The sequence below is a fragment of the Shewanella sp. Choline-02u-19 genome (genome assembly GCF_002836205.1).
In the GTDB taxonomy this organism is placed as follows: domain Bacteria; phylum Pseudomonadota; class Gammaproteobacteria; order Enterobacterales; family Shewanellaceae; genus Shewanella.
Genome location: NZ_PJBE01000013.1, coordinates 225,058 through 248,606, shown reverse-complemented (window position 1 = coordinate 248,606; position 23,549 = coordinate 225,058). Strand labels below are relative to the sequence as shown.

Annotated in this window: 20 protein-coding genes; 12 read left to right on the top strand and 8 right to left on the bottom strand. The window is 42.0% G+C overall.

What is annotated here, in order from left to right:
* Positions 1-40 precede the first annotated feature (40 nt).
* The 3 genes from CXF83_RS07920 (at position 41) to CXF83_RS07910 (ending at position 3,334) form a co-directional block, all read left to right on the top strand.
* Positions 41-292 carry a hypothetical protein gene (locus tag CXF83_RS07920; RefSeq protein ID WP_101092692.1) on the top strand — a complete coding sequence of 84 codons (252 nt, stop codon included), beginning with the start codon at positions 41-43 and terminating at the stop codon, positions 290-292.
* Positions 293-418: 126 nt separating this feature from the next.
* Positions 419-1,747, top strand: coding sequence for a DEAD/DEAH box helicase (locus CXF83_RS07915; RefSeq protein ID WP_101092691.1), 1,329 nt, complete (start codon positions 419-421; stop codon positions 1,745-1,747).
* Between the two features lie 396 nt (positions 1,748-2,143).
* A complete protein-coding gene (locus CXF83_RS07910) occupies positions 2,144-3,334 on the top strand; it encodes a tetratricopeptide repeat protein (protein WP_101092690.1) in 1,191 nt (396 codons plus the stop codon).
* 9 nt (positions 3,335-3,343) lie between these two features.
* Here CXF83_RS07910 and CXF83_RS07905 read toward each other — a convergent pair whose 3' ends face one another.
* The 3 genes from CXF83_RS07905 to CXF83_RS07895 form a co-directional block, all read right to left on the bottom strand.
* Positions 3,344-4,681, bottom strand: a complete 1,338-nt coding sequence (locus tag CXF83_RS07905; protein ID WP_101092689.1) for a M20 metallopeptidase family protein — start codon at positions 4,679-4,681, stop codon at positions 3,344-3,346.
* A gap of 233 nt (positions 4,682-4,914) precedes the next feature.
* On the bottom strand, positions 4,915-7,347 hold the full coding sequence (locus CXF83_RS07900; protein WP_101092688.1) for a TonB-dependent receptor: 2,433 nt from the start codon (positions 7,345-7,347) through the stop codon (positions 4,915-4,917).
* A 634-nt stretch (positions 7,348-7,981) separates the two neighbouring features.
* A complete protein-coding gene (locus CXF83_RS07895; RefSeq protein WP_232775070.1) occupies positions 7,982-8,821 on the bottom strand; it encodes a choice-of-anchor H family protein in 840 nt (279 codons plus the stop codon).
* Positions 8,822-9,048: 227 nt separating this feature from the next.
* On the opposite strand from CXF83_RS07895, the gene CXF83_RS07890 reads away from it, so the two are divergent.
* From CXF83_RS07890 to CXF83_RS07875, 4 genes are all read left to right on the top strand, one after another.
* On the top strand, positions 9,049-9,366 hold the full coding sequence (locus tag CXF83_RS07890; RefSeq protein ID WP_101092687.1) for a PepSY domain-containing protein: 318 nt from the start codon (positions 9,049-9,051) through the stop codon (positions 9,364-9,366).
* A gap of 21 nt (positions 9,367-9,387) precedes the next feature.
* Entirely contained in the window at positions 9,388-10,089 is a 702-nt protein-coding gene (locus tag CXF83_RS07885; RefSeq protein ID WP_101092686.1) for a response regulator transcription factor, read from the top strand.
* A 32-nt stretch (positions 10,090-10,121) separates the two neighbouring features.
* Positions 10,122-11,576 (top strand): ATP-binding protein, encoded by a 1,455-nt coding sequence (locus tag CXF83_RS07880; RefSeq protein ID WP_232775069.1) that lies wholly within the window; start codon positions 10,122-10,124, stop codon positions 11,574-11,576.
* 103 nt (positions 11,577-11,679) lie between these two features.
* On the top strand, positions 11,680-12,897 hold the full coding sequence (locus CXF83_RS07875) for a DUF3300 domain-containing protein (protein ID WP_101092684.1): 1,218 nt from the start codon (positions 11,680-11,682) through the stop codon (positions 12,895-12,897).
* A gap of 53 nt (positions 12,898-12,950) precedes the next feature.
* Here the strand turns inward: CXF83_RS07875 and CXF83_RS07870 are convergent, their stop codons facing one another.
* On the bottom strand, positions 12,951-14,324 hold the full coding sequence (locus tag CXF83_RS07870; RefSeq protein WP_101092683.1) for a leucine-rich repeat-containing protein kinase family protein: 1,374 nt from the start codon (positions 14,322-14,324) through the stop codon (positions 12,951-12,953).
* A 213-nt stretch (positions 14,325-14,537) separates the two neighbouring features.
* On the opposite strand from CXF83_RS07870, the gene CXF83_RS07865 reads away from it, so the two are divergent.
* Complete coding sequence (locus CXF83_RS07865; RefSeq protein WP_101092682.1) at positions 14,538-15,887, top strand: ABC1 kinase family protein; 1,350 nt, start codon at positions 14,538-14,540, stop codon at positions 15,885-15,887.
* Here CXF83_RS07865 and CXF83_RS07860 read toward each other — a convergent pair.
* Positions 15,871-16,593, bottom strand: coding sequence for a DUF599 domain-containing protein (locus CXF83_RS07860; protein WP_101092681.1), 723 nt, complete (start codon positions 16,591-16,593; stop codon positions 15,871-15,873). The two genes, CXF83_RS07865 and CXF83_RS07860, sit on opposite strands and share 17 nt — an antisense overlap.
* Positions 16,594-16,665: 72 nt before the next feature.
* Entirely contained in the window at positions 16,666-16,830 is a 165-nt protein-coding gene (gene rsmS / locus CXF83_RS07855) for a pleiotropic regulatory protein RsmS (protein WP_101092680.1), read from the bottom strand.
* A 598-nt stretch (positions 16,831-17,428) separates the two neighbouring features.
* On the opposite strand from rsmS, the gene CXF83_RS07845 reads away from it, so the two are divergent.
* A complete protein-coding gene (locus CXF83_RS07845; protein ID WP_101092678.1) occupies positions 17,429-17,656 on the top strand; it encodes a hypothetical protein in 228 nt (75 codons plus the stop codon).
* A gap of 118 nt (positions 17,657-17,774) precedes the next feature.
* Here the strand turns inward: CXF83_RS07845 and CXF83_RS07840 are convergent, their stop codons facing one another.
* Both CXF83_RS07840 and CXF83_RS07835 read right to left on the bottom strand, forming a co-directional pair.
* Positions 17,775-18,530, bottom strand: a complete 756-nt coding sequence (locus CXF83_RS07840; RefSeq protein ID WP_101092677.1) for an outer membrane beta-barrel protein — start codon at positions 18,528-18,530, stop codon at positions 17,775-17,777.
* A 239-nt stretch (positions 18,531-18,769) separates the two neighbouring features.
* The gene (locus CXF83_RS07835; RefSeq protein ID WP_101092676.1) at positions 18,770-19,537 is read right to left on the bottom strand and encodes an ABC transporter permease; all 768 of its coding nucleotides are present in this window, start codon (positions 19,535-19,537) and stop codon (positions 18,770-18,772) included.
* A 323-nt stretch (positions 19,538-19,860) separates the two neighbouring features.
* On the opposite strand from CXF83_RS07835, the gene pepT reads away from it, so the two are divergent.
* The 3 genes from pepT (at position 19,861) to CXF83_RS07820 (ending at position 23,413) form a co-directional block, all read left to right on the top strand.
* A complete protein-coding gene (pepT, locus tag CXF83_RS07830) occupies positions 19,861-21,093 on the top strand; it encodes a peptidase T (RefSeq protein WP_101092865.1) in 1,233 nt (410 codons plus the stop codon).
* An 807-nt stretch (positions 21,094-21,900) separates the two neighbouring features.
* Positions 21,901-22,611, top strand: a complete 711-nt coding sequence (locus CXF83_RS07825; protein WP_101092675.1) for a nucleoside-diphosphate sugar epimerase — start codon at positions 21,901-21,903, stop codon at positions 22,609-22,611.
* 100 nt (positions 22,612-22,711) lie between these two features.
* Positions 22,712-23,413 (top strand): tRNA (adenine(22)-N(1))-methyltransferase, encoded by a 702-nt coding sequence (locus tag CXF83_RS07820; protein WP_101092863.1) that lies wholly within the window; start codon positions 22,712-22,714, stop codon positions 23,411-23,413.
* Positions 23,414-23,549: the final 136 nt, after the last annotated feature.

The window sequence follows — 23,549 nt, the reverse complement described above, 5'->3', positions numbered from 1 at the left end:
TGGCAGAATTGTCTACAAGGGCAAACTGTAAAGATGACTAATGGCAAAACCAAATAAAAAAGGACCGACACAAACCGTTGAGATATTCTGCGCTAAGTGTCGAGTGCTACTATATAAGTACCGAAAAGGGGGCAAAGGTGCATTAGTCAAATGCTTCAAAGAGCGTATTGTGACCGATTATACCAACGCACCCTGTACATGCCCTCAATGCGGGCAAGTGTTTGCCAGAGACACCCTCGTCCGCGGCGCCCCGGCCTATAAATTTGTTGGCGGTAAGGTCACCATGAAATAGCCGATGTTGAGATAACAATATCACCCGATAGTCGCGACATGCTGTTATAATAAAAGATGGTGGCAGTGCCATCACGCCGCCTTTAACTGCAATAAGCAACATCACAATAGATAACTGAGACTCACCATGCCGTTTTCAAAGCTTGGATTAAGCAATCCAATCGTTACCGCTGTAGCCGAACAAGGTTACACCACCCCAACCCCAATCCAAGCTAAGAGTATTCCGGTGATCTTAAGCGGCCGAAATCTGATTGCAGCCGCGCAAACTGGTACCGGTAAAACCGCAAGCTTCGTACTGCCGATATTGCAAATACTCAGCCAATCGCAAACTCAGCGCAAAAAACGTATTAGAGCGTTAATCCTCACTCCGACCCGCGAGCTGGCAGTGCAGGTTGAAGCGAATATAGCTCAGTACGGTAAACACTTAGACCTTACTTCAATGGCTATGTATGGCGGCGTAGATGCCGAACCACAACGACAGGGCCTGCTAGAAGGCGTGGACATACTGGTCGCTACACCTGGTCGCTTACTTGATATGTATACCCAACGGGCAATTCATTTTGATGAACTAGAAATTTTAGTACTCGATGAAGCCGATAGAATGCTCGATATGGGCTTTATCGAAGACATCGACAAGATCATGGATAAGTTGCCAACAGACAGACAAAGTCTGCTGTTCTCAGCCACGCTGTCGCATCAAGTTAAGGCACTGGCAAAAACCACTGTCGACAGACCCGTTGAAATATCTGTCATCGCCAATACAGATTCCAAGCCCAAAATAGAACAATGGCTCATCACTGTTGATAAAGATAAAAAATCAGCATTATTAAGCCACTTAATTAAAGAAAATGATTGGCAGCAAGCGCTGATCTTTATCGAAACCAAGCAAGGCGCTGCAAAACTCGTTAGCCAACTCGAAAAGCGAGGCATTACTGCCGAGTGTATTCATGGCGGCAGAAGCCAAGAGGTTCGAGAAAAAATATTGGCCGACTTTAAAGCCGGCAACATTGGATTACTGGTCGCCACTGGCGTTGCAGCCCGTGGTCTGGACATTGATGAATTACCTTTGGTGATTAACTATGACCTGCCCTATCCAGCCGATGACTACATTCACCGTATTGGTCGTACAGGTCGTGCTGGGGCCAATGGCCAAGCAGTATCTTTGGTTTCAAGAGATGATTTCAAAAACTTATGCATGATTGAAAGTCGACTGGGTAAACTAATAGAGCGCAGAGAGATTGACGGCTTTACTCCTCAAAAAGACGTGCCAATATCGGTATTGAATTTCAAACCGAAGTTCAAAACAATGACAGAAAAAAGTCAAGATATGGCAAAACGAGAACCTAAACGTAGTGCAAATACTGCAGCAGATAAAAAGCGTAACGGCCAACAGGATTCAAAAAGCAAAGCGAATAAAGACGCTAATAAGTTACCGCTGAACCCTTGGAACGTTTAAAATTTACTATCGGGATAGTTGATCTTTAAAAGGTTGACTATCCTGCTGTATCTTAAACGCAGCTAACGGGTTGCTTACTACACTTAAAATATAACCATTATTAAATAATAAAATAGATACACAGTCTTTCGAGTTTATTTAGCTCAGATTGCCTTAATACTTTAACTGCTGCGTTACAGGCCCCATTGCGCTAATAGTATTCACTCAAATAAAATAGAAAGACTCATCCCACTAATATTGTTACGCTAGTTATCAATAAGTTAATGAATCAATCCATTAACGAGTTCAACTTAAAGAGAAGGCTCTTGATAGGATCAAGTTAGCTCCCTTTATTAAAGTCATTGTTTTAACAACTGACACGTTATACTTAAGTGATAAAATCAATAAAAGGCATTTATGATTGTAAATCCAGAACCACTAAAACAACGCAAGTTAGCTATCCCATTATTAATGGCGGCTTTGGCAATTATAGTACTTTTAAGCTTCATTTATTATCCACACGATGAGCAAGTGGCTTTAGACAATGGCGCCATTATTATACTCCCAGTAAAAATAACTCAGAGTGCCACCAACCCTCTTTGGCAACAATATGCCCATCAAGAAAGTCTCATTGCTCAACTCCATAATTCTAATGCCTTTCCTGTTCTACAAGTTGAAGATGTCATCAACTTTGTACTTCAAAGCTCAAGCTTTATTGAAGACAGCCGCCCTTTGCAGGTAACCAAGTTACTCACCTTATCGGGTGCCTCTTTAGTGGTGGAATCCACCATTACTGAACACAATAACCGTTACCAGCTAGAGTTCAATTTATATGGTCCTAGCCAGCATCAGAATGGCAACATACAAGCCGACGATATTGAATCGCTGTATCTTGATTTAGCTAAGCTTATTAATAATAAAACCCAGGCTAAAGCCAATACAAACAGCATTAAAAGCCGAGCATATTTTAATAATCCGCTGCTTATTTTAGCCCTTAAACAACTGCAATACAGTGAAACTACTGCTGCGAGTGAAACTCTTTATACTTTATTAAGTTCGGATCCTGGCAATCTCATCGCCCAAAGACAAATAGCAGAAATACTGCTCAAGCAGCAAGAATTTGTAGCCGCAAACAACATCGTATCGGCAGCGTTAACACATGCTGAATCAACCGATAACCGCCGTGAGTCAGCTCGATTAGGGTTAACATTGGCAAAAGGCTATATTGAGCAAGGGGAGCTAGCCCGCGCACTATCCACCCTATCTCAGAGCCGGAGGAGTGCGGCAAATTCACAAGACTGGCTTTACCTTGCTTATGTCGCTGCTTGGGCCGGGCATGTAAATCAACGACTGGGCCGCTATGCCGCCGCTAAACAGCAATATCAGCTGTCAGTTGATTACCATCAAATGGTCGGTTATCAACCAGGCCAAGTTATTGGTTTGAATAACTTGGCCCAACTGGCACTGCTACAGCATAACTACTCACAAGCCTATAAAAGTATTCAACGTTCAGTAGCGATTGTGACTCAAAAAGACCTTATTGATTTAAAACCTGAAACAATGGCATTACTGACTAAAGTAGAGAACAAACGACAAGGTACTAGGTAACTCTTTAGCTCAATGATGATTAAAAAGGTTCATCGCACTGCGGCTCATGGCGCGAACGCCGGTATTGATCGTAAGTGGGTAATCGGGTGCAAATTGACTCGAATGCAATGAAGGTAATGTGGATCCATTGTCCAAACTTATTTGGTACGAGTCTGGATCCACAGCGCCTAGCCAGAAGATGGTGATGGGGCGCTTTTCAGCGGTAAGACCATATAAGCCAAAATCTTCTCCGGCCATTACAGGCTCAGACTTGAGCACATTTTCAACGCCAAGTTCTTGCTCAATACTCGCCTGTACATTGGCAGCCAGTGTGGGGTCATTATAGGTAGAGGGAATTCTTTCCTCTTCATGGACATACACTTCAGGCATTAGCTCATCTGGTAAGCCCGCACTGATAGCAATCCCTCTAGTAAGGCGTTTAAGCGCTTCAATTTGTTGCAAGCGCACATCTGGATTATATGACCGCAGTGTTAACTGCAGCTTCACTTCGTCTGAAATAATATTGTGTTTCGAGCCACCATGAATAGAACCCACGGTGATCACATTGGGCTCAAGCGGTGAGATCTCTCGACTCGAAATGGTTTGCAGTGCCAGCACCATTCGAGAGGCTAACACAACAGGATCTTTGGTTGCATGCGGATAAGCGCCGTGTCCACCCTTGCCTTTTACTTTTATATCCACTGAATCAACATTAGCCAAAGCATACCCTGGAGCAATACCCACCTTTCCGGCAGGGATCCCCGCGCTAACATGCAAACCGATGATGTAATCAGGTGTGGGAAATTGAGTAAAAAGGCCCTGTTTAAGCATCGCTTTTGCGCCACCACCCACCTCTTCTGCGGGTTGTGCCACCATCATTAAGGTGCCTTTCCAGTCAGCTTTATTGGCCACTAGCTGCTCCGCGGTGCCAATCAGACTGGTCATATGAATATCGTGCCCACAGCCGTGCATAATGCCTACCATGTTATTACTCGCATCTTTAGTCGTCACTGTAGAAGCGTATGGTTTACCCGTCTCTTCAATGATGGGCAGTCCGTCGGTATCAGCCCTTATCATGACCGTCGGCCCATCGCCATTTCTATATATCCCAACAACGCCATATCCACCGAATTGCTCAGTCACTTCAAACCCCAGCGTGGCGAGTTCTTTTGCCATGCGGGCACTTGTGGCTTTTTCTTGGAAGGACAGCTCTGGATGTTGATGTAGATGCAGATACAACGCCTCAAGTTTCGGCATCGCTTTATCAACAGAGTCACTCAAGCTGGCAGCTACGGCGTTACCACTTAATGCCACTGTGAACAAAAAGCATAAGCTAAGTGCAATGGGTGTTTTCGAAGAGATTGTCATAACGATGCTATCCATTTCAAACGGTTATTTAAAGGTTAAGCTAACATAGGAATTATTAAAGTGCGAAATCAAAACAGAGCGAATACTAATCCCAATATAAAACACACCGCACAACTCATTTAGGCAGATGAAAACAAAAGGGTAAGGAATTTGACTAAAATAATAACGCTCGTAGCCTTTTAATTAATAAAAATGCAGCCATAAGGCTGCATTTTTATAGGGTTAATTTACGGCTACAAACGGTAAGTTAACGACAACTTGGCGTTACGTTCTTCTCCGGGCATACCGCCTAGGAACATCGCTTTATTGTAATACTCTTCGTTAAAGAGGTTGTTAACATTGAGCTGTATTTTCCATTGTTCTACATCATAGCTAATTGCAGAATCAAGTACGGTGTAGCTCGGCACATAACCATCAGGGATCCCAAATGAATCGGAGTTAGTACTGCGATCATCGACGTATTTAGCACCTAAACTGATGTTGACTGGGCTTTCGAGTGTGAACCAATCTGCACCATAGGTCACCCATGCACTTGCAGTGACATAAGGAACACCTTTCTGGCGTGTATCATAGCTACTTCTGTAAGGATCTTTTTTATCACGTGCATCTTGATAAACACCGTTAACGTTAACCATCCATTGCTCATTGATATGCGCATTTAAATCAAGTTCTACACCGGTTGTTTCCTCTTTACCGTCATAGAAGTTTTCGACAACATTAGGGGCTGAAATACCAGCTTCATAGTCAGGATTACTGTACTGTAAATTAGTACGCGCACTCTTAAAGAAAACTAATGACGCTAACATTTGATCTTCAAAGGCTTTATACCTAATACCTAAGTCATCACTAACAGATTCAGAATCTTTTCGATCAGTAACCTCACCAGTAAGGCTTCCTAATATGCTATATGCAGTACGACCTTTTGAATGATTATAGAAAAAAGAGATATCATCTGTAGGCATGTAAGTCACACCCAGGTTATAAGTAATTCCGTCATCATTAGTATCAGCTTTATCTTTCGGTTCAGCTCTACTTGATGAATATCTAGAATCAACTCCTAAATGCTGATAAGTTTGCTTAATATCATTAAATGCCACACCAATACGAGTGGTAAAGCCATAATCAAAATATCCTACATGTTGCAGACCTACGCCCCAAGCATTAACCTTTTTAGTATAGTTACTCGTCAACAACGGGTCATGATCTTCAAAGCTCCCTTTCGCCCAATTGGGATTACGAATATCATAAATATAAGGCAGAGCACCCTGATAAATAGTGTCACCTGCTTTGTTCTTAATCACTTTATCAGCATCATATATTGAATATTGCTTAACTCTGATATCTCTATCTTCAAAGTTAGCATTGACTAATAATTCATTTTCCATGTTGCCAATTTCAAAATCATAACGAAGATCGGCAAAATACTGCCATGACGTTTCATCGGCTTCTACTTTACGATATTCCTGGCGACGCCCTGCAAATGGATATAACACGCCATTTTCGACTAATGGTGCCCGTGGATCTTCATTTATCTTGCCGCGTCGGTCCCAATAAACATAGTTATAAGCACCTGTTTGACGAGCAAAGCCTGAGGTATAGTCACGGTATTGTAATTGTTGATTTAGAAAGAGATTATCGTTTAAATAGATATTATGGGTTAACTTAAAGCGTAGCTCTTCGCCTTCATTATCTTTTGCCATTGGAGAGATAATCCCCGCATGACCAAAAGCATATGGTGTTTGGCCGTCACTACTTGAAAGCGATCCTGCTAGCTGTTGCCGCTGCGCATCAGTTAATTGAAGCCCTGCGTTATTCGGGTCATTAATTAGATCTTCCCAACTAACGTCTCCAGCTCCTTTGCCGCCTACAGAATCAGAATTAAAAATCCGGATAGGATGACCAATTGAATCAACGGCAATAGCATCTTTAATATAAGTTGCTGATAACATAAGATCTTGGCTATCACTCATGATATATTTTAAAGAAGTGTAAACCTCATCTCTATCAGTACCAATCTCACGGAAACCATCACTACGAGCACTTTTCGCTACAACTCGGTAAGCTAGATTGTCTGTGATCCCGCCCGTGCTATCGACAGAAAATGAATAGGTGTCCCATTGACCGATTTCAGCAGTAAACTCATTTGAAGACTCAAATTGTGGCTTTTTCTCTATAAGGTTAATCACACCACCCGCGCTGCCCATGCCATAAAGCCCAGTCGCAGGCCCTTTTAAGACCTCTACAGATTCAACATTGGTCAATGAGCGAGTAGGGTTAAATGAATTACCCAATCCAGCACCACCATACATACCATCATAGGTGTAATTAGCACCTAGACCACGAATAACTAAATTATCACCGATGCCATAGTTATTACCTGCTTGAGTAACACCACTAATATTACGTATCAAATCCTGTAGATTATCGACACCTTGTGCTTGAATCAGTTCTTCATCAACAATAACCACTGCCGCAGGCGTTTCCATGAGTGACATATTAGACTTGGTTGCTAATCCCGAGTTCATCACCACTTGGTTTTGTCTACCATAAACCGTTATCCGCTCAATGTTACTTTTCGCTTCAGCGGTTTCTGCTGCATAAATTGTTGTCGGTAAAAATGTCGATGCACACGCAATTGCTAATATGGAATAATGAAAACCTTTCATCTCAAACCCTACTTAAGTATTATGCGCCGAGATGATAACCATTATCATTAACATTGCAACCAGCATTTAAACAACTAATACAAAGGAGATTTGTTTGTAATTGTTTTTACTCGACTTTATATAAAAAGCTTACAATGTAAATTGCAAAAAAATCTTTATACAGCAATAAGATAGGTGACTTGAGTCACACATTTAAAATGTAACCAGTCAAAACTATTTTCACTCCACATAAGTAGAATGAACAATAATCAAGCAGAATAGTTAGTTGCCGCGAACATATAATGCTTATGTTCAATGCAGCAGTTAGTGATTAATAAGGAAACACCTGCATAGTTTAGTAAAAAAATTAACAAGCATTTGATACCTAAGCCACTTAAAAGTATGTATTTCATTGCCTTGTAGCGGAAGGAGATATGTCAGGTTTTGCGGCGTGATGAACTCTTGCATTAGCTATTACAAATAAATAGATAGATAGAGTATTAACAGACTTAAATAGTCAACATCACTGCCTCATATTGCTAGAAAACCTCGCTAAATGTTCGGTTAACAGCTCATTATTTCGGTTATAACATTGATAGTCAGTCCACAAATCAACTATCAATGTTTATGGTTAGAGGGCCTATCTCCAAACACACTATTTATCGTTATTGTCGTATCGCGTCCTGCGCATAAGAACAACTAACGATATAACAAGCAGTGCCCACCAAGATGTGCTTCCCGCATAATCGCTATCATCCTCAATATAGTCATTATCCCAATCGGTACTTTCCAGCGGTAAGGCGTAGAGACTATCAAAATCATTTGAGCTTACTGTCGCCACAATATCACCGTAGCCGACTTCATAGAGATCGATAAGCACGTCGTAATGATCTGGAGTAAATCCCACATCCAACGTGGTTAAGACCTCAAAGTCATCATCGGTGACATCACCAACAATACTGAATATGTCAGTGGTGTAATAATGCTCCCAAGGACCTCCATTGCGGCTAAGATAAAGCTCCGCAAACACATCCGCTCTTTCATTGAGGTATACCCCACTAACGTCCGCATCAAAGGTCACACTAAAGGTCTGATAAAAACCATCAACGTCATTATCAACAAACAAGCGGCTGTAAGCATCGTAAATATAGAAATCTCGATAGATACCATTGGCAAATAAAACGGGTGATGCTGTGGCTTGGCGCTTGATGATAGCCTTCTGCGCTTTATCGATATGCGTTTGGATCACTTGCTCCCTGCTCATTGGGCTTAGTAAACTTGGGCTCACCTGCAAGCGTTGCGCTGATAATAACTCTCGCTGAGCTGCTGATAATTGATGGCTCTGACCTGAGGAGATTGTGAATGCCTTATCCTGCATATATCCCGCAGAGATACTACTAGCTTGGTTATGTTCTTGTGCTACTGCGCCCATCGGCAATAAACACGTACTCAGAAAAAATGGCAATAGCTTGGTTAGGGTTTTTAATTGTTTCATCATCACCTCTAGCGATTCATTTGGTTGAGATCATTAGAGGCCAACTCAAATGAACACAAGCTGAACGTCAAAATCAGCGACTTAACGGATCCCCATTGGGCAATTCAGGTTGGGTTCATCTTAAAAACGGTATATCTAACAAGCTAAACACGCTCTCGATGCAGGAATGATGACTAATCTAGCGGGATCTTTTAAACTGGTAACATCTCAACCCTTTGGTGCTCTTAATGAAAGCTGTTCTACTGTTGATATTAATACCGCTACTGACGCTAGGCTCCTTACCAGCCTATGCTGGCGGGCATTACGCCACTATTTCGTTAGCCTCCATGGCGATGGCAACGAATAGTGATGCCAAGTCACTTAAAGTGAAAAGTTCACAACAAGCAGCCCAATTAGTTAAAAGCCAGTATCCAGGAAAGATCCTCAAAGTTCAGTCTGCTCGTGTTAATGGTAATCCAGGTTATCGAGTCAAATTACTTTCAAAAGATGGGGTGGTTTTTTACGTCACTGTTGATGCCAAAACAGGCCGCGTGCGCCGTAACTAACTGCAACCAAAAGGAACAAATATGAGACTGTTACTCGTTGAAGATGATCTCGCACTGCAGAGCAATCTTAAGCAGCACTTGATAGCCGCTAACTATACTGTCGATACAGCCGATGATGGCGAGATAGGTCTTTTTCAAGGGCAGGAGTACAACTACGATGCCGCGATTATTGACGTAGGACTTCCCAAACTTGACGGTATTGCGCTTATCACTCAACTCAGAGCGCTAGCGATTGAATTTCCTATTTTAATTTTAACGGCTCGTGATAGCTGGCAAGATAAAGTCGAAGGTTTAGACGCCGGAGCGGACGATTACCTCACTAAACCTTTTCACCCGCAGGAGTTGATAGCAAGACTAAAAGCTTTGATACGTCGCTGCGCAGGAAAAGCCAGTCCAGTGATTAACAACGGCCCTTTATCTCTCAATACCAGTAGCTTAGAACTCACTAAAAATGGTGAACTGATTAATCTTAGTGGCTCGGAATACAAGCTATTTGAATACTTTATGCTGCATATTGGTGAAGTTAAATCTAAAACGGTACTCACCGAGCATATTTATGACCAAGACTTTGATCTCGACTCCAATGTTATTGAGGTGTTTATTCGGCGTCTACGGAAAAAGCTCGATCCTGACAATCAACTTGGAATGATCGAAACTTTACGGGGGCAAGGATACCGACTAACAAAACTAGAACCGCTCCCTGAGCCTAAGAAGTCATCATAACCATGCTCTCAGTAAGGCGGTTACCCAAAGTCATGCACTCGCTCAAAGCTAGGCTAATTGTGAGTGCGCTGCTGCTTATTTTAATATTGATGCCCTTGATTGGTTTCACCCTCAATGATGCCTTTAAACAACAAGTAAAAAGCGCATCAATGAATGAGCTGAAAGCCTATGTTTACGCTATTTTAGCCGTTACAGAAGTGAGCAGTGACGGCGTATTGATGCCTGAAGTACTACTCGAAAACCAATTCAACGTTATTCAATCAGGCCTATATGCCGCCATTAGCACTCCAAATACATCAGTGCTTAAGAGCAAGAGTCGTACAGCCTTTAATGCAAAAATTATTGAAACATCGCCATCAGCAACACCATTAAACGGCACCAATATCACTTCAAAAGACACTCAAACAATCGCTTGGCGCTCAGACTCATTACTGGGTATAGAACTGCCAAATCAGCTGCCTATACCGAATAAAGGGCAAGGCCAATTCAGTGAAATAGAGCTCAATGGCCAACCACACCTGATATACAGCTTTAGTGTCAGTTTCGAACTACCAACTGCAATAAACAGTGAAAGTCAGCACTTAAATAGTCGATTCCCGATCACCATTCATATCATTAAAGATCAAACAGAGTTTCAACAACAGGTAGATCAATTTACTCAGCAACTTTGGCGCTGGTTAATGATCCTTATGGGCTTATTGCTTGCCATACAGATGACTTGGCTATGGTGGACGTTAAAGCCGCTTTCAAGTTTAGAAACCGAGCTCAGTGCCATCGAAAATGGCAAAGCAAATCAGCTTTCTGATCGTTACCCAACGGAACTTCAAGCTGTTGCACTGCAATTAAACACCTTGCTAAGCACCGAACAAAATCAACGTAAACGTTACCGAAATGCATTAGCAGACCTTGCTCATAGCCTTAAAACGCCGCTAGCCGTTATTCAAAGTCAGACCGATTTAAGCCCTGAGTCATTTGAGCAAGTCACTCACATAAACCGTATTATTGGCCACCAACTGAAACGTGCTCAATCGGCTGCCGGCAGTGCTTGGCATCTTGGAATCCCCGTGGTTAACATTTCAGATAAACTGGTCCGAAACCTACCCAAAATATACTGCCAACCACTCATCACCATTAAGCAAAACGTTGACCGTGAGGCCATTTTTAAGGGTGATGAAGCTGATCTTTCTGAGATTTTGGGTAATGTACTGGACAATGCCTGTAAAGCAGCGGCGAGCACTGTACTGCTCAGCATCACTCAGAATGGGGCGGCGCTAGTGCTGCAAGTGGAAGATGACGGAAGTGGCGTAAATGAAACCCTACAAGCGCAAATATTTGAGCGCGGGATTCGGGCCGACTCTTACAAAATGGGCCACGGGATCGGATTAGCCATAGTGCGTGATTTGGTCGATAGCTACCATGGTCAGCTATCCATTAGTCAATCTCAACGGTTAGGAGGCGCCTCTTTTACCATTATTTTCAAACACTAAATATAACAACACCAGCCTATAACCGCTGTTTTTCTACTTTCAGCTTATGTTCATCTTAGCCTTCCTATAATAACCACATCGTCAATTATCGATAGGAAAGCATATGAACATTTTCAAACAATGCTGTGGCTTGTCTCTGGTTATCCTGTTGCAATGGATAACGCCGACGAGCGTCTGCGCACAAGATTATGATAGTACGATACAGACTCAACTGAGCGAGGGCGAGTTGGCACAAATGCTAGCCCCCATTGCACTCTATCCAGACAGTTTACTGACCCATATTTTGATTGCGGCAACCTACCCTTTAGAAGTGGTAGAAGCGCAGCGATGGCAGCAGAAAAATCAACAACTCAGTACTGAAAATCAAGTAAACAACGCAGAAGCAATGCAATGGGATCCGAGTGTGACAGCCTTAGTCGCTTTCCCTACCGTGTTACAAAAGTTGAGTGATGATCTGCAGTGGACTCAATCACTAGGCGAAGCGTTTTTACAGAATGAAGCCCAAGTGCTGGCCAGTATTCAAGCCTTACGCCTGCAAGCGGATAATGCCAATAACCTTGATGATATGCAAAATATGCAGGTGACTCGCGTCAATAACCAAATCGTTATTGAGCCGGTTAGAAAGGAAGTTGTTTACGTCCCCTATTATGATCCAAGAGTCGTCTATGGCGCTTGGTCTTGGTATAACTATCCACCCGTTTATTGGGCAATGTATCCTGGTTATATAAGGCCTAGCTATGGCCATTTCTACTGGCATAGTGGCGTGCATATTAGTTTCAACTACTATTTCAGTGCGTTTCAATGGAGCAGACACCAGGTCGTAGTGGTGCATCATAAGAACTCACGCCACTACCGCCATCATGGTCGTATTGTAACCAGTCACGGTGCAAAGCGTTGGGCACATAAGCCGCAACATCGACGCGGCGTCGCCTATAGTAATAATGCATTGAAACACAAGTACAACAGGCATAGTCCGAGCCGTGCACACAGTAAGGTAATTAGAGGTCAAAAAACGCATCATGTGAACAAAAGCCGTGAGATGCAGTTTGCTAACAAATTAAAACAGCAACCCACTCAGCGTAATACTCACTATGCAAATGGCAGACCGGTTAAAAGCCATCAACAGGTTAAGAGCCATCAACAAACTAAGAGCCATCAGCCTGTTAAAAGTCATCAACAAGTTAAGAGCCGTCAGCCTGTTAAAAGTCATCAACAAGCTAAGAGCCGTCAGCCAGCAACAAACCAGCGAAGCGGCCACCACAAACAGGGTAATAACAACTCAAAGGCGAATCATCATCAGCAGAAAAGAGATAGGAATTAAGACCGAAACAACTCCATAGACCATCACCCGTCTATGGAGTAGAGATTTTGACTTTAGCTAACCATTGCTGCAGTGAGCTTATTTTGGAGGGCGTTAAGCGATGCTAGCATATCACTAAAACGTGGGCGTAATGCCAAATCCATCTGTAGACAATCTTCACTCATTTGCTTCAATCCGGCAACTAAATCAAGTTGTTCCGCTCTTGGTTGTAGTCTGTTTTCAACGAGATCATCGATTAAACATCCCAACGCTCTAATTTCGATACTCTCCATCGCTTCTTTTTGTAATTCTGGCAACAAATTCAAATTTGACGATGCACCGAAATCACCAAATAGCATTGAGCCTTCAAGATTAATCATCGTATTATGCGCATACACATCACCATGACTTACGCCATTTTGATGTAGATGGGTCATGGTGTCAGCCATTTGAGTCAGCACTAATAACACCTGCTGCAATCCAAGCTCTTCGCCGTTAACAAAAGTGTCTCTGGTGCACGTATCTAGCGATGGCGGTAAACCTAAGTTAGCAAATGAGCTCGGAATGAGTTCCATCACCAGTCCAAGTTGGTCAGCTTGATTGATTTGAGCGACAACCTTAATAAGATTGTGATGGGTCCCAGATTGTAAACAACACGCAAGCTCATCACTTGGGTAACCATCGCTTGTTACCTCACCTTTAAAGAGCTTCACTGCAATATTGAGATCGCAACCATAGAGTGACTCTGGTTGCTTTAACCATTTGGCACTATAAATGACACCTGAGGCTCCTTGACCAATCACTTGACCCAATTGGATATCGGTTAATGCGACGGTTTGCATCGGCTGCGATTGCAGCTTAGCGCTTATAGGTGCACCCTCACCCTCTTTGGTCAGCGGATTTCCTGATAACGCTAACCAAGCAAGCTTTGGTAATTGAAACAACCAATCAGGAAACTGCGTGAAATGATTCGCAGATATTCGCGCTAACGCTAAATGGCTGCAATTAGCCATACTGGCCGGTAAAGCACTTAACTTATTGCCCGCAAGTGCTAATTTTTGTAATTGATGTAACGACCCCATATCGTCAGGTAACGATGTTATTTGATTGTCAGTCAATATCAACCAGCGAGTTTGCAAAGGCAATGCACCTTGCGCTACGGCTCTTAGTTTATTAGATTTAAAGCTTATCATCTCTAAACGAGGACAAGCCGCTATCACTGTAGGGATCTGTTCAAACTTATTATTGGTGAGGAACAACCGTTTCAATTGCTGTAATCGAGCAAAATCATTGGGAAGTTCAGTTAACTGATTATCAGAGAGATCTAACACCTCTAAGGTATCTGCGAGCGAAAAAATAGCCTCAGGAAATACGGTCAAATTCTCTGAAAGGGTTAATCGTTTAATGCCTTTTAACTCGCCTGATGTTAACTGTGCCAATGTCTGCAAAATCTACTGCCCTACCGAATGTCCAAAATGGCGGCAATGGTAATACATCCGAGAAAAATGAGAAAGCGACGATTAACAGGATTATAAATTACCCCCTCTCGAGCTGATCCATATTTACTTTCTAACGTATTGCTTTAGCATCAAATAATATTAACGACCTCACTAACGCTATCACTACTATCTGCTTACTGTCAGAGACTAAGGTTAAGTACAATGAAGCATAAACAAACAGCTAAAGTCCCTACCAGTCGCTTATCCCGATTATCCTCCTTAGGAGGGCTAGCATCTCGCCTTGCTGGTAACGTATTAGTAGAGGGGGCTAAAAGGCTTAGCCAAGGTCAGAAGCCGTCGTTAAATGAATTAGTGATGACCCCCAGTAACATTACTCATATGGCAGACAAACTTGCCGAACTTCGTGGCGCTGCGATGAAGGTAGGTCAAATGCTGTCGATGGACTCTGGTGAGCTATTACCAAAAGAGTTGAGTGATATTCTGTCACGACTGCGCTCTGACGCTAAGGCGATGCCGCACAAACAATTGGTCACTTTATTAAAAACAAACTGGGGGAACGATTGGCTAGACCCTTTCGCCCATTTTGAACTTAACCCTTTTGCAGCGGCATCAATTGGTCAAGTGCATTTAGCCACGTTAGCATCAGGCGAAAAACTGGCAGTCAAACTGCAATATCCAGGGATCCGTAATAGTATTGACAGTGATATCGACAATGTTGCTGCGATACTTAAATTGTCTAAGCTTATCCCGAGTAACGTTCAGTTTGACCAACTGTTAGCTGAAGCAAAAAAACAACTTCATGTCGAAGCCGACTATCAAAATGAACTCTCCATGTTGCAGCGTTTTCAATCTCATATTGCCAACAATGAGATAAATGCGGATGAATTTATTGTTCCTACTACCTATCCAGTACTTTGTAATCAAAATATTTTAGTGATGGAGTTTATCGATGGACAAAGTATTGAGTCCATCAATACGCTAGAGCAAGTGACCAGAAACAATATCGCCACAAGACTACTGAAACTATTCTTTAAAGAGCTATTTGCTTTCAAGCTCATGCAAACAGATCCCAATTTTGCCAACTACCAATACCAAGCTGAGTCTGACAAATTAGTACTGCTTGATTTTGGTGCTACCCGTGCAATTCCAAGCGCGCTATCTGATCAATATAAGCAGCTTATGGCTGCCAGTATTATTAACGACAGAAAAACGATGGAAAATGCGGCTCAAAATATCGGTTTTTTCCAAGACGCGATAACTAAAGAGCAAAAGTCTCTGGTGTTAGATATCTTCTATCTAGCTTGTGAGCCATTACGCTTTGAAGGGGATTATGATTTTAGTGACAATACATTAGCGAAAAGAATAAAGCAGGCAGGCATGGCAATGAGCATGGATCGTAACGAATGGCATAGCCCACCAGCAGATGCGATATTTATTCACAGAAAGCTAGCAGGCTTGTATTTACTAGCATCAAAAATAGGCGCTAAGGTCAACGTAAAGCAGTTGTTCGAAGCACAGTTACAGGCATCCCCTTTTACGATTGATACTTAATCTGACGCTCCGCTTTGAGCAACTCTTGGCCTTCGGTAATCGCCAATACGGCTTTTGATTTGAATTCACGTCGGTACAAAGTCACCACCACAAATATGCTAGCGGCAATAAACAGTAACGGGTGAAAAAACCAGCACAGCGCTGCCATTGAAAAATAGTAACAGCGTAAGCCGTAATTATATGAGTGAGCGGCTTGGTCTTGCACCACTGCCATCTGTTTTGCATAGCGACGTAGGTTTTCATTACGCCCCTCTTTATCATAAGGCGCGGCGCCAATCATCACATTGAGAAATCCATATTGGCGCATCGACCAAGTAAATTGGAAAAAGGCCATGATAAAGATAAAGGTTAACACCCCCAACTTGACTTGCACCAGTGCATGATTAGGATCTGCTGCATAAGGGATCGTTGCAATAATCACTTCCAACCGCTCAACCTGAGCAAAGAGGGTTAATACACCCGCAAGCACTAACATCGTCGTAGAAGCAAAAAAAGAGATATTACGCTCTAGGTTGGCTAGCAGTGCAGCCTCACCGACTCGGATCTCTCGACTGATCAACTCATACATCCAATGAATACGATGTTGATGCAAACAACGGGCAATACAATTAGTGGTTTTAGCCTTACTTTTAGCAAAGTGGGCATAGCCGACCCAACTAAAAATAAAGGTCATAATTGCAATAACATCTAATACAGAAATAGTCATAACACTCTCATGAGCACTGAATGAAAAATAGAGAACGCCCCTCACTAAACAGAGACATGCGTAGCAGCAAGATTAAGCCGTTAGCTTACTTTCTAGATCTGCACTCACTATTTTTAGCGCTGCAAGTGCAACTTCAGGTGCAATATTATTTGATTCTAAAAGGAAAATAAGGTCCACCGCCAATTTAACTTCAGCTGGCGCAGCTGCCAACCCTGATTCATTATTACCATCACTCACACGTTAGCCTCTGTCATTCTATACCTAGCTTAAGGTGTTCTATTCTATCGTGATTAAGATCAAAAAACAGATTTGATGAAAATGAAATACGTAATATAAATCACGCTGACAGTTACATCTTGCAGACATTCATCATCCCAAAACTAGATGAACGAAGCTAGATGGATTAGAAAGCCTTTTTATTCCAGACAAGACAAGTAACATCTCTAAGATAGCAGCAAAGCTGCCTGCACGCTTAGCGGATATTATCATGCTTGTAAGGCATTCATTCTTGCCAGCATGAGCATCCAGCGCCCTAGAACATTCAAATAAGGCTTTAGTATGTTGACTGCAATAAAAAGCATAATCAAGCGGCCCAATTTCAGGGGCGATGGCAGCCGCTATTTTGTACAAAGACTAAACTCCACGACCTAAAACGTAAAATTAACAGCTAAATTTCTGTTTAATCGTGTAAAAGATTAATCGCTCATAAATATAGGCACCGAGCGCGCACAGAGATAGTATCTTTCGCTTCCACATTACTTGTTGCCTAGATATACTCATTACTAATAAGCACTATCAATCAACAATACCAACAAAATACTTAAGGTGACGCCCGATGGCAAAGATGGATTTCTCAGTAATAAATGACACCACAGCTAAATCTTTTAATGAGCAAAAGAATCTTATTAAGCGAGTGTTCAAGGGAAATACCGTACTTTGTCAGACTTGCAAGCAAGTACTAGAGATGAAGTTACCGGTTAAAGGCCAAGACAAAACCGTTTCAGGGATCCGTTGCAAGAAGGGTTGTACTGATATCGAACTTGATATGGAAATCATTCTATAAAGGGTCAACATCGGCTGAATGAATAAATAGTTAGGCTGCTCTGATCCACGGTTCAATTTGGATTATTAAGCAGCCTAGTTAAACCAACATTTGGTTTAGGTTTCTATCTCTTAAAGCTCTAAAACTGGTAAGTGATCCCCAAGCCAAAACCACTAGATGCCATATCAAATATAAAATCGTTATCATCATAATCAACGTCTATATACCTAAAGCTATATTTCAGCGCCCAATTTTCTGATAAATCTTGATTCATGGTTAAGTTTAATGACCAAGAGAAATCAGAACCAACGCCAAAACCTGCTACATCTGCACGGCTTATAAGATAGAATCCGTCACTAAAGCTCCACTTATTTTTAATACCAATAAGCGGATCATACCAATCATCACCAAAACTTGGCTCACGACGCTGTTCAAAAAAACTGACTTCCAACTTATTACTGATATCGATAACCCGAGCACCAGCAAAAGCATACCACTCGATATTAGCTTGCTTTGAAAAACGGTAAGCAACCACTATATCGAGCATTTTTTGCTTCGCTGTCAGTTCAGCTGAAGCAAAATCAGTCTTGGTATCATATTTAAGTTTCATGTAAACCAAGTCAATCCCAAACTGCCAATTACCTTTGTTCGCTTGAAAATTCAATAACACTGCACCGTCTAGATTTTCAAATATCTCACTAAATGACATATCCATATCAACGATGATAGGGATGCCATTTTCATCGACATAACCGGTTTGACCTTGCTGATTAACAAGCCATAAATAGGGGGTAACTTCAAATGCCCAAGTTTCGGCTTTTGCATTATGACTCGCTAACAAAAGTGACATTAATAGGCATGACATGAGTGATTTAAATATAAGCGACTTAAACATAGACATTCCATTTCCATTCAGTCTGTAATCAAAGATAGCCAATATCACTAAGTCAATAACGGTTTATGAATAGCCTAACCTACTATTCTTAAGATTATGAATTAACGCTGTATTAGCTAGTAACAAGCCTAGTAGAATTTTTAGATATTACCCATATCGCCAGCATTTATTTACGAAAAAATGTCGTTGCCCATGTTTTCCTATTGCCAATCGTTGTTAAAGATCTTAAGTATTAGCATTCAAGACTGCCTTACTCGCCCATTAATGGTGATGGCGGTTTTAATACTCAATAATAGTGAGCTCGATACCGATACCGTCAAGGTGACAAAGATAGCCACTAAAATAACGATTTGGTACTTAATGGCAATAAGAGGATCTACGCCACCTAAAATCTGCCCAGTCATCATCCCTGGTAGTGTCACTAAGCCTGTAGTTGCCATTGACGCAAGTATCGGCGCAAAAGATTGTTGCATTGCTGATTGGATAAAAGGTAGCGCGGCTTGGTAGGCCGTAGCCCCTAATGCTAATGCTCCCTCATATTCAGTTTTTCTATCTTCAAAAGCACCAAACAAACGCTGCAAAGCAACGATATTGCCGCTCAAGCAGTTACCTAACAGCATACCCGCTGCCGGGATCAGGTATTGCGCGCTATAAAGAGGTTCAGGTGCTAGCAAATAAACAATCATCAACCAAAGCACTGGAAATAAGCCTAATGATAAACCGGCTAGAACAGGGAGATAGAGTAACTTACGCGACAACTTTGCCTTGCTCACGATGGCACTGGCACCAATGAGTAGCATCAATAATAACCATAATAGATTGACCGACAAACTATTAAGTTCAAACAGGTATTGCAGATAAACCCCCACTAGGACGAGTTGCACCAGCATACGCGCCACTGCACTTAGCATTTCTTTGCTTAGCCCCAGCTTGAAATAACGTTCGATACCAACAGGGACGACCAAAATAATCATAAAACTTGCCAATTGCCACCAGCTAATATCCATACAGCTCTTCTATTAAGTTTTGAAACAGCAATAAGGCAATATAATCGCAATGGACAGTTATAGGTAACTAATTCGATAAAATCATCTAAAAATAATGACTAGGTTTAATATGGGATAATGGCGACGCTTCAACGCTATACTCACTAACAAAAACAACAAACTAGCGGCAAATTAAACACGCATTAACACCATCCCAGTCACATTTTTAACATCGTCAATTTGTATAATTAGTTTTGAATTCAAAAAAACTTGATCAATATCTAATGAATTCGTTTTGCGCCTTGGTAGACTCTGGCCACTTTTCGATATTAAAAAACTTGAATATGAAACAACATCTACGTGAGCGTTTCCTCAAATATGTCAGTTTTAACACTCAATCTGACGGCCAACACTATAGTGTTCCAAGTACTCATAACCAATTTGTATTTGCCCAATTTCTACGTCAGGAGTTAGTCAGTTTAGGCTTTGATGAAGTGCAACTTTCAGATAAGGGATACTTAACGGCCACGGTACCGGCAACGATTGATAACGTCCCCTGTATTGGGTTTATCGCTCATTTAGATACCGCACCAGATTACTCTGGTGATGCAGTTTCTCCACAAATCATCGAAAACTATAATGGTAAAGACATTGATCTAGGCTTAGAGGAAGTTCTTTCTCCAAGCCAGTTTGATAGTCTTAATCAATATGTTGGCCAGACACTCATTACGACCGATGGCACAACATTGCTCGGCGCTGATGATAAAGCCGGAATTGCCGAAATTATCACTGCGCTACATCACCTCATCACTCACCCTGACATCCCTCACGGCAGAATAAGACTTTGTTTTACCCCAGATGAAGAGATTGGGCGTGGTGCAGACCATTTTGACGTCGAAGGTTTTGGCGCTGAATGGGCCTATACCGTAGATGGCGGTCAAGTTGGCGAACTAGAATATGAAAACTTTAATGCCGCAACCGCAGTCATTACCGCTACAGGTAACAATTGTCACCCAGGCACCGCATTTGGTGTAATGATCAATGCCCAAACGATGGCCGCTCGCTTCCATGCTAAAATGCCATTAAAAGACACGCCTGAATATAGTTGCGATTACGATGGTTTTTTCCACCTTATCGGCATGGAAGGTGTCACCGAAAAAGCAACACTTACGTATATCATCCGAGACTTTGATTTAGCCCTTTTTGAGCAGAGAAAACGCTGGTTGGTCGACTTAGTTGAGAAATATAACCAAAACCTCTCCATTGGCCAGCTATCTATTGAGTTACAAGACTCTTATCTCAACATGAAGCAGCAGATCTTACCTCATCCACATATTATCGATATTGCTAAACAAGCAATGAACAACCTTGATATTGAGCCCATCATTAAGCCCATTCGCGGCGGTACCGATGGTGCTCGCCTTTCATATATGGGATTACCCTGCCCCAATATTTTTACCGGCGGGCACAACTTCCACGGCAAGCATGAATATGTCTGTCTCGAATCAATGGAAAAAGCCAGTCGAACGCTCATTGAAATAGCGAGATTGACGGCACTAGAGCAAATGCTAAATTAAAACACCTGCAAGGTGATTTAACACTGTCACGATCAAAACCTAAATGTGGATTAACTCAAGCTTAATCCACATTTAGGTGCTGTATTATCAAACCTCACGATCGCTATCTATACCCGTTCTACCTGAAGATGCAGAATTCAGTGGGGGTTTAATCAAAGCATTGATTACAAGGAATGGTCGCTCCATTGGTAAAATCATTAATGTAGAGTAAACCCCACTCTTAATATAAAAAGCATACCCATCGGAGAAGGCGTTGTGCAAGCCCACTTCGTTGTTGCACTCACTTAAAAGGGAATAAGCCATTGACAATAAGTCAGGCAACTACTCCTGGACACGCATTTAGCGCTACCGTAGTGCAAGTCAATGATATCTTTGCCCAAGGTGCAGTCATGCCATCGGGCATCTAATAAAGCCGGAACAAAATGCTCAAGCAGGGCATAGCTAGTTAAAGTCGAGCTAAATCAGCCAGAGTTAATTGCTGATATGCCTTTATCTGCTGGTACCGATGCACATGTGGCTGTCTACTCGCCTAACTGGAAAGCATTTTCAATTATCCGAAAGTCATTTTGCGTATGCAAAGCTGGCAAGGTTGGTTGTTTGAAGGCTAGCCTAAATTCTACAACACTCAAAGTGCAGTGATCTCATCAGGTCTATTCCAATACAAAACTCGTTATTAATTTAATGAGTTTTGTATGGTTGTAGTGACTGATGCATAAGCGTAATCATGCAGACAAGATTAAGGGATTCAAATCCAGCTCGTTTGCCCTTAGACTGCAAGCTAACCATTTACGATAGAGACGTTATTTAATGAATGCTGCAATCATTGGCGCAACAGGTTTAATTGGTCGGCTACTTCTGCAAAAGCTGATCGATTCAGCGGCCTACAACAAAATTTTAGTCTTTGGTCGCCGTGAAGCTACGTTTGCAGCATCATTAGCAACTGAAGTCATATTCATCTCCTGCCAATTATCACAATTACCCACTGTCACTGTCGGCGAAAAAATAGACCATGCTTTTTGCTGTTTAGGCACCACGATCAAACAAGCAGGAAGCCAGCAAGCATTTATCGCCGTAGATAAAACGGCTGTTATCGACTTTGTGCAATTATGCCATGGCAGCACTAACCTCGTAGTGACGGCACTGGGTGCTGACGCCCAATCAAGTACCTTTTATAACAGAATTAAAGGTGAAACCGAATTAGCCTTAGCGTCTACGCTAGCCACTAACGAGCAAGCCAAAGGCGCTATCGCCAAGCTTATTTTATTTCAACCGAGCCTACTTTTAGGGGAGCGCTCTCAACACCGACCGCTTGAATCATTGGGGCAATCTGTTTTCAACCTCGTTTCTCCGCTGTTTATCGGGCCTTTAAAACGTTATCAACCCATCTCTGCCAACAGTGTGGCAAGTGCCATGTTAACGATGGCGCTCAACCCTAAAAAGTTATATCCAGTTAATTCAACTAATTCAACGATGGCTGAACGACAGGTGATAAGAGTTCACAACGAAACCATGCTGTGAATATCTATATTTACAGATTTTATGGAGCTGATAGGGTTTAAATCAGTACAAGATAGATTAGAATGCTTTCCCATTCTCAAACCTAACATCACACATGCAAATGAAAATAAGCCAGCGACTTAGAAAGATAGCCACCATGGTGCACAAGCACTATGACCACATCTGGGATTGTTGCTGCGATCATGGCTTGTTAGGCGCTAAATTATTGGATAACAACTGTGCTGACACCGTCCATTTTGTCGATGTGGTGCCTGATTTAATGCAGGAGGTTTCAGCAAAGTTAGAGCGCTTCTATCCAGTAACTGACGGCAAAGAAAAGCGCTGGCAAGTTCACTGCATCGATGTCGCTTTGTTGCCAATAGCTGATAAAAAGCAATCCCAACTGATCATTATTGCCGGCGTAGGTGGCCAGCTTTTAATTGAGCTAGTACAGGCCATTTTGGCAAAGTATCCGCAGCATTCGCTTGAGTTTATCCTTTGCCCTGTGCATCACATCTTTGAGGTTCGCAAGGCATTAGCCAAACTTAACCTTGGGTTAATCGACGAACATCTTATTGAAGAGAACCAACGCTTCTACGAAATTTTGCATGTATCGACGCAATCTCAACAAGCGGTTTCGCTGGTTGGCAATAAAATGTGGGATTTAACTCGCCTAATTGATCAACGTTATTTACAAAAAACTTTAGCCCATTATCAACGTACTCAAGTGGGCTTATTAAAAAAACCAAGCCTAGATGAAGTCCAAAAAAATGAGATAACGCAGATCATCAACGCTTATCAAGCATTACAACCTCAAAGCTGAAATGAGCAATATAACGACCATCATTAAGGTCATAATTGATAGTGCATTAGGCTATCATCTGCACTCTTTTGTAATGGTAAGACTCACAACACAGTAGCTGTACATCTTAACCATTAAGCATGACCTGATAATTAAT

What these genes read in the sequence shown, in the direction of transcription:
- CXF83_RS07910 (WP_101092690.1), top strand. Translation starts at nt 2,144, where the DNA reads ATGATTGTAAATCCAGAACCACTAAAACAACGCAAGTTAGCTATCCCA.
- CXF83_RS07820 (WP_101092863.1), top strand. Translation starts at nt 22,712, where the DNA reads ATGAAAATAAGCCAGCGACTTAGAAAGATAGCCACCATGGTGCACAAG.
- CXF83_RS07880 (WP_232775069.1), top strand. Translation starts at nt 10,122, where the DNA reads ATGCACTCGCTCAAAGCTAGGCTAATTGTGAGTGCGCTGCTGCTTATT.
- CXF83_RS07895 (WP_232775070.1), bottom strand. Translation starts at nt 8,821, where the DNA reads ATGAAACAATTAAAAACCCTAACCAAGCTATTGCCATTTTTTCTGAGT.
- CXF83_RS07915 (WP_101092691.1), top strand. Translation starts at nt 419, where the DNA reads ATGCCGTTTTCAAAGCTTGGATTAAGCAATCCAATCGTTACCGCTGTA.
- CXF83_RS07865 (WP_101092682.1), top strand. Translation starts at nt 14,538, where the DNA reads ATGAAGCATAAACAAACAGCTAAAGTCCCTACCAGTCGCTTATCCCGA.
- pepT (WP_101092865.1), top strand. Translation starts at nt 19,861, where the DNA reads ATGAAACAACATCTACGTGAGCGTTTCCTCAAATATGTCAGTTTTAAC.
- CXF83_RS07885 (WP_101092686.1), top strand. Translation starts at nt 9,388, where the DNA reads ATGAGACTGTTACTCGTTGAAGATGATCTCGCACTGCAGAGCAATCTT.
- CXF83_RS07840 (WP_101092677.1), bottom strand. Translation starts at nt 18,530, where the DNA reads ATGTTTAAGTCGCTTATATTTAAATCACTCATGTCATGCCTATTAATG.
- CXF83_RS07875 (WP_101092684.1), top strand. Translation starts at nt 11,680, where the DNA reads ATGAACATTTTCAAACAATGCTGTGGCTTGTCTCTGGTTATCCTGTTG.
- CXF83_RS07860 (WP_101092681.1), bottom strand. Translation starts at nt 16,593, where the DNA reads ATGACTATTTCTGTATTAGATGTTATTGCAATTATGACCTTTATTTTT.
- CXF83_RS07825 (WP_101092675.1), top strand. Translation starts at nt 21,901, where the DNA reads ATGAATGCTGCAATCATTGGCGCAACAGGTTTAATTGGTCGGCTACTT.
- CXF83_RS07905 (WP_101092689.1), bottom strand. Translation starts at nt 4,681, where the DNA reads ATGACAATCTCTTCGAAAACACCCATTGCACTTAGCTTATGCTTTTTG.
- CXF83_RS07835 (WP_101092676.1), bottom strand. Translation starts at nt 19,537, where the DNA reads ATGGATATTAGCTGGTGGCAATTGGCAAGTTTTATGATTATTTTGGTC.
- CXF83_RS07845 (WP_101092678.1), top strand. Translation starts at nt 17,429, where the DNA reads ATGGCAAAGATGGATTTCTCAGTAATAAATGACACCACAGCTAAATCT.
- CXF83_RS07920 (WP_101092692.1), top strand. Translation starts at nt 41, where the DNA reads ATGGCAAAACCAAATAAAAAAGGACCGACACAAACCGTTGAGATATTC.
- CXF83_RS07890 (WP_101092687.1), top strand. Translation starts at nt 9,049, where the DNA reads ATGAAAGCTGTTCTACTGTTGATATTAATACCGCTACTGACGCTAGGC.
- CXF83_RS07900 (WP_101092688.1), bottom strand. Translation starts at nt 7,347, where the DNA reads ATGAAAGGTTTTCATTATTCCATATTAGCAATTGCGTGTGCATCGACA.